This is a genomic window from Veillonella infantium, from assembly GCF_002959895.1.
GTDB classification, from domain to species: domain Bacteria; phylum Bacillota; class Negativicutes; order Veillonellales; family Veillonellaceae; genus Veillonella; species Veillonella infantium.
The window spans coordinates 171,997-185,914 of sequence record NZ_PPDD01000002.1 but is presented as its reverse complement, the minus strand read 5'-3'; the positions used below and the strand labels follow the sequence as shown (position 1 = coordinate 185,914).

Here is a 13,918-nt window from a genome sequence, read left to right as displayed (position 1 = left end):
CCACTTGTTTTCTGCTATAGGAGAGTTCTCATGAAAGGTAGATTTGCGCCTAGTCCAACAGGATATATTCATCTTGGTAATGTGTGGATAGCACTTTTATCATATATCTCCACACGTCAACAAAACGGAAAATATGTTGTACGGATGGAGGATATAGACCTGCAACGGTCAAAACGAGAATTGGGTGAAGCTTTACTAGATGATTTAGAATGGCTTGGCTTTGAATGGGATGAAGGGCCTCGTGTAGGTGGACCTGAGGTATCTTATTGGCAAAGTGAAAGACAAACATATTATGCAGACATACTAGAATATCTAGCATTAGAAAAACTAATTTATCCTTGTTTTTGTAATAGAGCACGGCTACAATCTATAGCATCAGCGCCTCATGCAGGAGAAGTAGTTCATCGTTACGATGGTAAATGTCGCCATTTATGTGATTTTGAAATACAAGATTTACGTAATAGTAAAGAGCCATCTTTGCGCCTAGCCGTGAATACTTGTGATTTAAATTTTGATGATCGCTGGCAGGGGGCTCAACATATCCATTTAGAATGTGAATTAGATGATTATGTATTACGTCGTGGTGATGGTATGTATGCTTATAATTTGGCAGTTGTATTAGATGATATAGCTATGGGAATAACTGAAGTTATTCGCGGTAATGATTTACTTGATACAACAGGGCAACAATTATATTTATATAACACATTACAACAATGCTATTCTTATAAAGATATAGAAGTTCCTAAGTATGGTCATGCCCCACTTTTAGTAGATGCGGATGGACATAGGCTATCTAAACGTCAAAAGAGTATTACAATCCGCGAATTACGAGAACAGCAATGGTCAGCATCTAGGATTTTAGGCGAGTTAGCTGTTGCAGGTGGGCTTATAGATGGTGCTAGGTATGCTCATCCACAAATAAGCCTTTCTGATTTACTTCATTTAGACCTCTCAGTTCCTAGTTTGAGGCAAAAAACAATTATTATTGAATGATAATAGATACATTGATTTTAGTTCTAAAATGTTTGCTAAAAGCGTATAATTCGATAACTATAAATTTCGATACATTACATTGACAAAATTCGATATTTATTTATAATAGTATATAAGAGGTGGTCGAAATGACAATTCAACAAGCTTTAGATCAAAAGGTGTGGGCCGTTATTGGAGCCACCCATAAAACCGAAAAGTTCGGCTATAAGATTTATAAATGTCTTAAAGATCATGGATATGAAGTATATCCCGTTAATCCTAATGTTGCAGAAATAGATGGAGACAAGTGTTACTCTAGTCTTTCTGTACTTCCTGTTGTACCAGCTGTTGTGGATTTTGTTGTACCAGAATCAGCGGGTTTAGCTGCACTTGATGAATGCAAAGAACTTGGCATTCCAACTGTGTGGTTACAACCGGGAGCGGATAAACCATCTGTTGTTGAAAAAGCACATGCTTTAAACTTGCATGTCATTCAAGATTGTGTATTAGTTCAATTACCGTAGGAGGGTATAATGAGCGAATTAAAAGAATTAAAAACTGCTGAATATCAAGATTTAGTAAATCAAGGTGGCGTAACTGTTATTGATTTCTGGGCTCCATGGTGCGGTTATTGCGTACGTATGATGCCAATCATCGAAGAAATTGCAGGTGAGCTTGAAGGTAAAGCTAACTTTGTAAAAGTAAATGCAGATGAAGAACCAGAATTAGCACGTAATTTACAAGTTGAAGTATTGCCTACATTTGTTATCTTAAAAGATGGCGAAGTAGTAGACCGTAAAATTGGCTTCTTGCCAAAAGGCGATCTTCAAGGCGCTATTGAATCTAAATTCTAATAATCGGAATAAAACTATATAAATAGAGGCAAAAAAACCTCATCAATGTATAAAGCATACATTGATGAGGTTTTTTTCATAATTTTTATAGAGGTAAATAAAAAGTATCGTATAAATATAAAATTAAATTAAAATATAAATTTTCATTTTACATAATTCAATATTATTAATAACACAGTGTTTATGCGGATAATTACTTATTTTTGAATGAGTAAAAAATGAAGCATAAGTTTAACTTATTAATTTTTTTATGGAAATTTAAAATAATATATGGTAGTATTATGTTAAATATTGTGAATGTTTAGTGAAAAGAGTGCAATATTTGATTTATTTCTTCATTGTGGGGTGAGAGCCACAAATGTTGGGAGGGAACTTAATATGAATAAGGTATTCAAAGTTGTATGGAGTGCAACGAAGCACGCTTATGTCGTAACGTCTGAGTTAGCTAAGTCTCACCAAAAATCTGCTACTACAATTGTAGCAGCTGTTATTTTGGCGGCTAGCTTTTCTGGAGGTGTTGCTAATGCATCCAGCCCTGAGGATTGGGCTAGAGCTGATCTTATTGGTAGCCAAAGATGGTTAACACCTGATCAAAATGCTTGGGGTCATATGCAAGATCAACATCAAGTTGATCCACAACAATTAGATCAACAGCAACAACAGCAACAACAACAGCAACAACAACAGCAACAACAGCAACAACAATGGCAACAACAAGTGCCGCAACAACAATGGCAACAACAAGTGCCGCAACAACAACAGCGACGTCAACATCCTCAAGAGCAACAACAACAGCAACAATGGCAACAACAAGTGCCACAACAACAGCAGCAACAACAAATCCCTAAAAAAGGCGGTTCCAATGGTAATACCGTAATTAATAACTACTATACAGTTGTAACTACTGATGTTGAAAATGTTAAGAAAAATACACATAACATTAACGTTGTAAATAAAAAGGTAGATATCAATACTACTAATATTAATACTGTTAATAATAAGGTTGAGAGTGTAAAAACTGATATTAATAAAATCAATGCTAATATTACAAAAATCAACGCTAAAGTTGATAAAAATAGCAAAGATATTGAAGGATTAAAAGGTCAAATTGGCACTAAAATCACTAACATTAAACAAGACATCACAAATATTAACAATAATATTGATGCTAAATTTACTAAAATTAACAATGATATTGATGTAAAAATCGATAATAAAATTACAAAGATCACAAATAATGTTGTTAATAATGTAAATACTAACATTGATGCTAGTGTAAAAAAACATATTGAAGCTAATAATACTAATATTATTAATCAAGTAAATCAAAATATTAAAAATGAAATACAAAACAATAACACTACAATTCTTAATCAAGTAGATCAAAAAATTGAAAATAATAACACTACTATTATTAACAATGTGAACAAAGATGTAGATGTTAAGATTAATGATATTAAAACAACTATCAATAATACGAAAAATGAGTTAAATACTAACATTTCTAATGTTAAAAATGAACTCAATCAAAATATCAATAATGTAGATGTTAAAGTTAGTGATAATAAAAAAGCTATTAACAACTTAACTGTAAATGTTAATAAAAATAGCAAATCTATTGCTGATTTAACTACTAAAGTTGAAGAAAATACAGCTAACATTACTTTCAACAATACTATTGCAATGGAAAACCGTAAACTTATCGGTGATAACAAAAAAGCTATCAACGAGAACAAAAAAGCCATCGATGAATTGAAAGGTAAAGTTGGCACAACAATCAATAATATTAACACTACAATTGATAATAAGATTAATGAAAATAACACTAAGATTATCAACGAAGTTAATAACAATGTAGATGTTAAAATCAACGATAGCAAAACTAACATTATTAGTGAAGTTAACAAAACAATTAATTCTAAGATTGAAGCTAACAACACAACTATTATTAATAAAGTAAACAATGATGTTGATACTAAGATCAATGCCGTTAAAACTGATATTACAAATATTAATAATACTGTAAATAATGTAAGCGCAAAAGTTGATTATAATGGTAAAGCTTTAGCTGATCATGAAGGTCGTATCCAGGCGCTTGAACAAGACAATAAAACTATTAAAACTGATGTAGCTAACACTCAAAATCAAGTTAATATCAATACTAAAGATATTGCTGATTTGAAAGGTAAAGTTGGTCAAAATATTGGTAATGTTCAAGTAGATATTAAAGATATTAAAAACAACATCACTAATATCAACAATAAAGTTGAAGCAAACACAGTTGCAATTAACAAGGTTGATGTAAAAGTTGATGGTGTTAAAGGTGACTTGGATGGCCTTAAAGGTCGTGTTGATCGTCATGACCAACGTTTGGACTACTTGCAAGACAACATTGCAGATAACTCCACACGAATCTCTATTGTTGAAGATGGTGTAAAAGCTAATACAAAAGACATTAATGTAGTTGGCACAATTGCAATGGAAAACCGTACACTTATCGGTGCAAACCAAAAAGCTATCGATGAGTTAAAAGGTCATGTTGGCACACAAATTACTAATATTGAAACTACAATCAATAAGAAGATTGAAGCTAATAATACTACAATCCTCAACAAAGTAGATGGTAATATTGATGCTAAGATTGAAAAAAATAACACAGTTATTAACAATAACATTAACAATGTAAATGCTAAGACTGAAGTTAATGCCAAAGCTATTACAGATAATAGTAAACGTATTGATGCTAATTCTGCTCGTATTTCCAATAATGAAAAAGCAATCAACGACTTAAAAGGTCATGTTGGTACACAAATCACTAATATCGAAAATACAATTACTAATAAGATCAATGAAAACAACACAGTAATCAATAAAAATATTGATGCTAAGATTGAAGCTAATAACACTACAATTCTTAATAAAGTAGACAATAACATCGATGTTAAGATTAATGCTAATAACATTAAAGTTGATCAAAAAATTGATGGTGTTAAAGGCGATTTAGATGGTCTTACTAAACGCGTTGATCAAAATACTAAAGACATCAACGTAGCAGGCACAATTGCTATTGAAAACCGTACACTTATCGGTGCTAACAAAAAAGCTATTGATGAGTTAAAAGGTCATGTTGGCAATCAAATCACAAATATTGAAAATACAATTACTAATAAAATCAACGAAAACAATACAGTAATTAATAAAACTATCGATAATAAGATTGAAGCTAACAATACTACTATTATCAATAAAGTAGATAACAATATTGATGCTAAGATCAATGCTAACAACACAACAATCATTAACAAAGTTGATAAAAACATTGATGTAAAAATCAACGAAAATAACACACAAATTAACAATACAATCAACAAAAAAGTTGGTGAAGTAAATGTTAAGATTGATGGAGTTAAAGGTGATTTGGATGGCCTTAAAGGTCGTGTAGATCGTCATGATCAACGTTTAGACTACTTACAAGATAATATTGTAGATAACTCTACACGTATCACTGTAGTAGAAGATGGCGTTAAAGCTAATGCTAAAGACATTAATGTAGTTGGTACTATCGCTATGGAAAACCGTAAATTCATCGGCGATAATAAAGCTGCAATTGATAAAAATGCAAAAGATATTGATGCGTTAAAAGGTCAAGTTGGCACTACAATTAAAAATATCGAAACTACAATTAATAATAAGATTACAGAAAACAATGTAACTATTAATAAAAATATCGATACTAAGATTGAAGCTAACAACACTGTTATTAACCAAAATATTGATCAAAAAATCAATAATAATAACACAACAATCATTAATAAAGTAGATCAAAACATTGACGCTAAAATCAATGCAAATAACACTACTATTCTTAACAAAGTTGATAAAAACATTGATGTAAAAATCAATGAAAACAACAAACAAATCAACAACACAATCAATACTAAGATTGGTGATGTAAATGTTAAGATTGATGGAGTTAAAGGTGACTTGAATGGTCTTAAAGGTGATTTGGATGGCCTCAAAGGTCGTGTAGATCGTCATGATCAACGTTTAGACTACTTACAAGATAATATTGCTGATCATTCCACACGTATCTCTATAGTTGAAGATGGTGTGAAAGCTAATGCAAAAGATATTAATGTAGTTGGTACAATTGCAATGGAAAACCGTAAATTCATTGGCGATAATAAAGTTGCTATTGCAAACAATACTAAAAATATCAACATCAATGCTAAAGCCATCGATGAGTTAAAAGGTCAAGTAGGTCAATCCTCTACAGTTATCAACGATATTAAGAAACAAATTACTAATATCAATGGTAAAGTAGAAAATAATACTACAAATATTGCTAACAACACAACTAATATTGCTAAAAACGCTACAGCAATTAACAACGTAAACGTTAAAGTTGATGCTAATACTACTAATATCGCTAACAATACAACTGCAATTAACAATGTAAACGTTAAAGTGGATGCTAATGCAAAGGCTATCGTAGATAATAGCAAACGTATTGATGCAACTAATGTGAAAGTAGATGCTAACACTACTAACATTGCTAACAATACAACTGCAATCAACAATATAAACGTTAAAGTTGATGGTGTTAAAGGTGATGTAGCTGGCCTTACTAAACGTGTAGAACAAAATGAAAAAGACATCAACGTAGCTGGCACAATTGCTCTTGAAAACCGTAAATTCATTGGCGACAACAAAGTAGCTATTGCAAATAACACTACAAATATCAATGTTAATGCAAAAGCTATTGATGAATTAAAAGGTCAAGTAGGTAAATCTTCTACAGTAATCAATGATATTAAAAAAGAAATTACTAATATTAATGGTAAAGTAGAAAATAACACTACTAACATTGTTAACAATGCTACAAACATTCAAGCTAATGTAGTAGCAATTGCTGATAATAGCAAACGTATTAATGAAAATACTACAAATATTACTAATAACACAACTAATATTGCTAAAAATACTACATCAATTAACAACGTAAACGTTAAAGTTGATGGTGTTAAAGGTGATGTAGACGGCTTGAAAGGTCGTGTCGATCGTCATGACCAACGTTTAGATTACTTACAAGATAACATTGTAGATAACTCTACACGTATTACAGCAGTAGAAGATAATGTTAAAGTAAATACTACTAATATTGCTAATAACACTAAAGCTATTGATGATTTAAAAGGTCAAGTTGGTAAAACAGTTCAAAATATCGAAACTACTATTAATAACAAAATTACTGAAAACAATGTAGTTATTAATAAAAATATCGATACTAAGATTGAAGCTAACAACACTGTAATTAACCAAAATATCACAAATGCAATTACTGAAAACAACAAGGAAATTAACAATACAATTAACAAGGTAAATGTTAAAGTTGACGGTATTAAAGGTGACTTGAATGGTCTTACTAAACGTGTTGACCAAAATGAAAAAGACATCAATGTAGCTGGTACAATTGCAATGGAAAACCGTACATTCATTGGCAATAACAAAGCTGCTATCGACAAGAATACAAAAGCTATCGAAGCATTGAACGGCAAAGTTGGTACTACTATCACTAACATCGAATCTACTATCAATAACAAGATTGAAGCTAACAATACTACAATCCTTAACAAAGTAGATCAAAATATCGATGCTAAGATTACGGCTAATAACACAACAATCATTAACAAAGTTGATAAAAACATCGATGTAAAAATCAATGAAAACAACAAACAAATCAACAATACAATCAATACTAAGATTGGTGATGTAAATGTTAAGATTGATGGTGTTAAAGGTGATGTAGCTGGTCTTACTGCACGTGTAGATCGTCATGATGAACGTTTAGATTACTTACAAGATAACATTGTAGATCACTCTACACGTATCAGTGCTAATGAAGATGCTATTAAGAAATTACAAGGTCAAGTTGGTACAACAGTTACTAATGTTGAAAACACAATCAACGCTAAGATTGAAGCTAACAACACAGTAATTAGAAACGATATCAACACTGCAATTACTAATAATAACACTGTTATTAACAAAAATATTGCAAATGCTATTAGCGAAAACAACACAACAATCATTAACAAAGTAGATCAAAATATTGATGCTAAGATTGCTAATAACAACACAGAAATCAATAAAACTATCAACAACAAAGTTAATGAAGTAAATGTTAAAGTTGAAGCTAATGCAAATGCAATTGCTAATAATAGCAAGTCTATTACTGATATCAAAGCAAATGTTGCTAATATTAACAATAAAGTAGAATCTAACACTACAAATATTGCTAATAACACTGCAGCTATTGCTAATGTAAGCAAACAAGTTACAAATAATACAACTAACATTGCTCACAATGCAACAGCTATTGCAAACATTAGCAAACAAGTTGCTGGCAACACTGCTAACATCACAGATGTAACTGCTAAAGTAAATGCTAATACTGGCCGTATTGAATCTAATACAACAGCTATTAATAACTTAACTGGTAAAGTTGATGCTAACTCTCAAGCTATTGAATCCTTGAAAGGTCAAGTTGGTAAAGGCAATACTACAATCGTTAATGTAGCTCAAAAAGTAGAAAATATTACTCAAAACATTAACGCTCAAAACAGCAATATCCAAGCTAATACTGTAAACATTCAAAATAATACTTCCAATATTAATAACATTAAAGCTAATGTTGTTAACGTTGAAAAGAATGTAAACAATATTAAAGCTGATGTGACAGTAGTTAAAGCTGATATCACAAACATCAATGCTAAAGTTGATCAAAAAATCAACATTGTAAATAATAATATCAACAACATTAGTGCTAAAGTTGATAAACAACTCAATATTGTAAACAACAATATTTCTAATGTTCAAAATGATGTTAAGAACATTGATACAAAAGTTACAAACATCGATAATAAAGTTACAAATATCGATAGCAAGGTAAATGATATTGATGTGAAAGTTAATAATCAAAATACTGTAATCAACAATATCAAAACTGATGTATCTGGTTTGAAAGATCAAGTTGGCAAAAATACTGAAGCAATTAAGAACTTACAAAATGTAAGCGCTGATGTAAACAAAGTAAAAGAACAAGTTAATGTTAATACTCAAAAAGCAAATGCTAACGAAGAACGCATTAAAAATGTTCAAAGCCAAGTTTCTGTTAATACTGAAGCAATCAAACATAACACTGAAAACATCAATATTAACAAAGCAGCGATCAAGCAAAATGCTGAAGCAATTCAAAATACTAATGTAACTGTACAAAAAGTAATCAACAAAGTTGATGAACATAGTAAAGTTATTAACGATGTATCTAAACAAGTTAATACTAATACAACTAATATTGCTAATATTAATAATGTTGTTAACCAAAATACAACTAATATTACAAATGTAACTAACCAAGTTAATGCAAACACAAGCAATATTAGTAAAGTATCTAGCCAAGTTAATACAAATACTACAAACATCAACACTCTAAATGCTAAAGTAGATACTAATGTTACAAATATCACTAAGGTAGATAACCGTGTAACTACAGTAGCTAACCAAGTTAATGAAAATGCACAATTAACTAAAGCTGTTGGTACTCTAGCACTAGAAAATCATGAAAAAGTTAGTGTATTAGGTTTACAAGTAAACAAAAATACAGAAGACATTTCTAACAATGCAACAGCAATTGCAAATGTAAATACTAAAGTTGATGAAAACGTTAAATTAACTAAAAACATTGGTGCTATTGCATTAGAAAATAATGAAAAAGTTAATGTATTGGGCTTACAAGTAAATAAAAATACTCAAGATATCAGTACATTAGCAGAAGCTGCAAATTATAGCTTGAAAGCTTCTAACATTGCATTACAAGATCATGCAACACTTGTACAACATGATGCACAAATCGCAGAAAACTCTCGCCGCATTAGCAGCGTAGAACGTGATGTTAAAGTTGTAGGTGCTAATGCAGCAGCTTTGGCAGCATTGAAACCTATCGAATACCATGAAGGTCAAAAAGCTCAAATTATGGCCGCTGTTGGTACTTACAAAGGTAAAACATCTACTGCGTTGGGTGTAGCTCATTATGCAAATCCTGATTTGTTAATCCATGCTGGTGCAGCTTATGGTGGTGACCATAGCGTAATGGCAAATGCTGGTGTAACAATCGGTATTGGTAATGCTCCTACAGCTCCTAAAGCATCTCCTGCAACTGTAAAAGTTCTTGAAGACAAAGTGGCTGATTTGCAAGCACAAAACAAAGAAATTCGTGAACTTCTTGATAAAGTGATTGCACAACAACCACAACAAGCTCCAAAAGCAGCTGTAAAAACAACTAAATAATATGCCTCCCAACCGATGGGTTACATAATAATCTATCGTAGGTATAGAAACCGCGTAGCAGAAATGCTACGCGGTTTTCTTTTTGTGTGGATGTGTGGTGATTATCTCCATATATATCTTTTTATTTTGGTGTAATGGAGTGGATAGCTATCTTGTAGTGGGGATTAGATACAGATAGATCTATATAATTCCTCTTGGTGGTAGATAGTGGTTTTTATGATTTAATTATTATTTATTTTCGAACATATGTATCGAAGAAAAAACGAGAAAAATAGAGATTATGAAAGAAAAATATAAAAAAGTGGGATAAAAATGGATTTTTTATTGTGAATGGTGGGGAATTGTGGTAGAATTTACCATATAGTGGTGGATAAGGAATAGTAAAGGGCGGTGATACGTATGTTCATGGGAGAATATAATCACACCATTGATACAAAAGGGCGGATGATTATACCCGCGAAAATACGTGAACAACTAGGCGAAGTATGCATTGTGACTAAGGGCCTAGATAACTGCTTAGCTATTTACACCGAAGAAGCGTGGAAGAAAATTTCTACAGCTTTACAATCACAATCCTCCACTAAAGCTAGCGTACGTGCCTTAAAACGTTTTGTTTTTGGTAGTGCTGCTGAGCTTGAGTATGATAAACAAGGTCGTGTCCTCATTCCTGTACCACTACGTGAATATGCGAGCCTTGATAAACAGGCCGTTATTGTCGGTGCTGGGGATCACGTTGAAATTTGGAGCCGCGAAAAATATGATTACTATGATGATCAAGTGGCTGAAAGTATGGAAGAATTAGTCGAAGGGCTTGAAGGGATTATGTTATAGGAGGCTATGATGGAATTTAATCATACCAGCGTACTTTTACGCGAAACGGTGGACTCCGTCGTAACTAATCCAAAAGGCATTTATGTGGACTGTACCCTTGGTGGGGCAGGACATGCGCACGCAGTGGGCGAAATGCTTGACCCAGAAGGCATGATAATCGGTTTAGATCAAGATGAAGATGCATTGAGCGTGGCTCGACAGCGTCTATCTGATTTAAAGTGTCAGGTGTTAACGATACCGACAAACTTTTCTAACTTAAAGGAAGCTCTTCAAAATGAGGGCATCTATGAAGTAGATGGTTTTATCTTTGATCTTGGCGTATCAAGTTATCAATTAGATACACCAGAACGTGGCTTTTCATATATGAATGATGGTCCACTTGATATGCGGATGGATAAGGAAGCACCATTAACAGCAGAGGAAGTTGTTAATGAATATGATGCTGAAGCACTATTGCAAATTATCCGTGACTATGGTGAAGAACGATGGGCTAAGCGGATTGTTGAATTCATCGTTAATGCACGTCAAGAAAAACGAATAACCACTACTGGTGACTTAGTTAGAATTATTAAACAAGCAATACCTGCGAAGGCGCGTCAAGATGGACCGCATCCGGCAAAACGGACGTTCCAAGCAATTCGCATTGAAGTAAATAGAGAATTAGCTATCTTGCATGATAGTTTTGTAGATGCTGTATCCATGTTGAAACCAAAGGGGAAAATTGGGGTTATCACATTCCACTCCTTGGAAGATCGAATTACAAAACAAACTTTCAAAGAGTTGAGTACAGCATGTATATGTCCTCCAGAACTACCGATGTGTGTATGTAACCACAAAGCTGTTGTGAAGGCGAAGAATAAGGCTATAGAGCCAAGTGCAGGGGAGATTGAGGTTAATCCGAGGGCTAGAAGCGCGAAGTTGCGCGTAGCCGTCAAGTTGTAGAATTGGAAGGGGTTAGTGTTTATGTTAGCGAGAAAGGCTGTTGTGGGCCAAGTAAAAAGCGATGTGTTGGTCGCTTCACAAGGGAGAAAACGTAGTGCAAGTGTGGCTCTAGATTTGAGTCCTATGATGTGGCAAGTTGTATATGGTATTGCTGCATTGGTTGCATTTTTGCTTATTATGATGGTTATGAATGCGTACAGCACAAAATTGGGCTACGAAGTAGTTAAAACACAGCAAGCTGTAGTACAATTAACAAAAGATAATGATGCTTTGGATGTTGAAGTGGCTTCCTTGAAGTCTCCTGTTCGTATCCAACAAATCGCAGAACAACAACTAGGGATGGTTTTGCCTGATTCTTTTGTTTATAGCACAAAAAGCGCTGTTACTGAACGCACTGTACAAGAGAAACAGCAAATTATAGACTAGCAGGCAAAGCAGCTCGTATTGGGCTGCTTTCCTTTGCATGTAAAGGAGATTGTATATGAAACAATTACAAGATATAGTAAAAACCTTACAAACAACGCATGTAGAAGGTAATACAGCTGTTAAAGTATTTGATATTACAGCTGATTCTCGTGCTGTAAAAGTAGGTAGTTTATTTATTGCTTTAGATGGTGCCACTGTAGATGGTCATAATTATGTAAATAAAGCCGTAGAAGCTGGCGCAGTAGCAGTACTTGTATCTAAACCAGTAGAGGTAAGTGGTGATGTTTGTATTATCACTGTAGAGGACACTCGTAAGGCTATGATGGCATGTGTACCGTATTTCTTTGATTATCCAGCAAATTCCATGCGTATGATTGGTGTTACTGGTACGAATGGTAAAACGACTACAACGCATATGATTCGTCATATTTTGAAAGCTCAAGGTCATAAAGTGGGCGTTATTGGTACTGTTCATATTATGATTGGTGATACAACATATCCAATTCATAATACGACACCTGATGTAGTGGATTTGCAACATATTCTTCATCAAATGGTAGAGGAAGGTGTTACACATTGCGTAATGGAGGTTTCTTCACACGCATTGGCATTGGGGCGAGTTTCTGGTGTTGAATATGATACAGCGGTATTTACAAACTTAACACAAGATCATTTGGACTTTCACAAGACCTTTGAAAATTATTTGGCAGCTAAGTGTAAATTATTTGAACAAGTTAGCGCACCTAATCAAAGTAAATCTGGTAAAGGGGCTATCATTAATATCGATGACGAATATGGTCATCGTGTAATTGAGAAAACAACGGCACCTATCATTACTTACAGTATTGATGGTAAAGGTACGTTGAATGCTCATGATGTAGAAATGACACCTAAGTCTAGTCGTTACACTGTCTCTTATGATGGTCATGACTATACAGTAGCTATGAATACCACAGGTTTATTTAATGTATATAATACTTTGGCTGCTATTGGTGCTTGTCTATTAGAAGGCATATCTATGGAAGATATAGATAAAGCGTTGAAAACATTTAGCGCTGTGCCTGGCCGTTTTGAGCTCATTGAAGAAGGTCAACCATTTGCTGTGGTTGTAGATTATGCACATACACCAGATGGGCTAGAAAATATTCTACAAACTGCAAAGGCTATTCAAGAAAATCGCATTATTGTAGTCTTTGGTTGTGGTGGTGACCGAGATGCGACAAAACGCCCTATCATGGGTCGTATTGCTGCACAATATGGTGATGTAGTATATGTAACATCTGATAATCCTCGTACAGAGGATCCTGTACAAATTGTGAAAGATGTAGAAGTAGGCGTTAAAGAAGGCCTTCGTGAAGGCTCTCATTATGAAGTAATCGTTGATCGTCGGGAAGCGATTCAACATGCAATACAAAATGCAAAACCTGGGGATATTGTACTAATTGCTGGTAAGGGGCATGAGGATTACCAAATCTTAAAGGATAAAACGATTCATTTTGATGATCGTGAAGAGGCGCGAGCAGCCCTCAAGGAGATCTAAT

Annotated in this window: 8 protein-coding genes; all 8 read left to right on the top strand. The window is 33.4% G+C overall.

Going from position 1 to position 13,918, the window contains the following annotated elements; translation table 11 throughout:
- Positions 1 to 30 precede the first annotated feature (30 nt).
- Positions 31 to 996, top strand: coding sequence for a tRNA glutamyl-Q(34) synthetase GluQRS (gene gluQRS / locus VCHSUH03_RS02185; protein ID WP_105093908.1), 966 nt, complete (start codon positions 31 to 33; stop codon positions 994 to 996).
- Between the two features lie 128 nt (positions 997 to 1,124).
- On the top strand, positions 1,125 to 1,499 hold the full coding sequence (locus tag VCHSUH03_RS02180; RefSeq protein WP_105093907.1) for a CoA-binding protein: 375 nt from the start codon (positions 1,125 to 1,127) through the stop codon (positions 1,497 to 1,499).
- Between the two features lie 9 nt (positions 1,500 to 1,508).
- Entirely contained in the window at positions 1,509 to 1,829 is a 321-nt protein-coding gene (trxA, locus tag VCHSUH03_RS02175) for a thioredoxin (RefSeq protein WP_005386226.1), read from the top strand.
- A gap of 378 nt (positions 1,830 to 2,207) precedes the next feature.
- The gene (locus VCHSUH03_RS02170) at positions 2,208 to 10,178 is read left to right on the top strand and encodes an ESPR-type extended signal peptide-containing protein (RefSeq protein WP_167388600.1); all 7,971 of its coding nucleotides are present in this window, start codon (positions 2,208 to 2,210) and stop codon (positions 10,176 to 10,178) included.
- Positions 10,179 to 10,577: 399 nt separating this feature from the next.
- Positions 10,578 to 11,009 (top strand): division/cell wall cluster transcriptional repressor MraZ, encoded by a 432-nt coding sequence (gene mraZ / locus VCHSUH03_RS02165; RefSeq protein WP_060924200.1) that lies wholly within the window; start codon positions 10,578 to 10,580, stop codon positions 11,007 to 11,009.
- 9 nt (positions 11,010 to 11,018) lie between these two features.
- Entirely contained in the window at positions 11,019 to 11,951 is a 933-nt protein-coding gene (rsmH, locus tag VCHSUH03_RS02160) for a 16S rRNA (cytosine(1402)-N(4))-methyltransferase RsmH (protein ID WP_105085819.1), read from the top strand.
- Between the two features lie 21 nt (positions 11,952 to 11,972).
- Complete coding sequence (gene ftsL / locus VCHSUH03_RS02155) at positions 11,973 to 12,377, top strand: cell division protein FtsL (RefSeq protein WP_060924202.1); 405 nt, start codon at positions 11,973 to 11,975, stop codon at positions 12,375 to 12,377.
- Positions 12,378 to 12,432: 55 nt separating this feature from the next.
- Entirely contained in the window at positions 12,433 to 13,917 is a 1,485-nt protein-coding gene (locus tag VCHSUH03_RS02150; protein WP_105093905.1) for a UDP-N-acetylmuramoyl-L-alanyl-D-glutamate--2,6-diaminopimelate ligase, read from the top strand.
- Position 13,918 lies beyond the last annotated feature (1 nt).

Bases quoted from the DNA above. Each gene is read 5' to 3' on its own strand.
- ftsL (WP_060924202.1), top strand. From the start codon at position 11,973: ATGTTAGCGAGAAAGGCTGTTGTGGGCCAAGTAAAAAGCGATGTGTTG.
- rsmH (WP_105085819.1), top strand. From the start codon at position 11,019: ATGGAATTTAATCATACCAGCGTACTTTTACGCGAAACGGTGGACTCC.
- VCHSUH03_RS02180 (WP_105093907.1), top strand. From the start codon at position 1,125: ATGACAATTCAACAAGCTTTAGATCAAAAGGTGTGGGCCGTTATTGGA.
- VCHSUH03_RS02170 (WP_167388600.1), top strand. From the start codon at position 2,208: ATGAATAAGGTATTCAAAGTTGTATGGAGTGCAACGAAGCACGCTTAT.
- gluQRS (WP_105093908.1), top strand. From the start codon at position 31: ATGAAAGGTAGATTTGCGCCTAGTCCAACAGGATATATTCATCTTGGT.
- trxA (WP_005386226.1), top strand. From the start codon at position 1,509: ATGAGCGAATTAAAAGAATTAAAAACTGCTGAATATCAAGATTTAGTA.
- mraZ (WP_060924200.1), top strand. From the start codon at position 10,578: ATGTTCATGGGAGAATATAATCACACCATTGATACAAAAGGGCGGATG.
- VCHSUH03_RS02150 (WP_105093905.1), top strand. From the start codon at position 12,433: ATGAAACAATTACAAGATATAGTAAAAACCTTACAAACAACGCATGTA.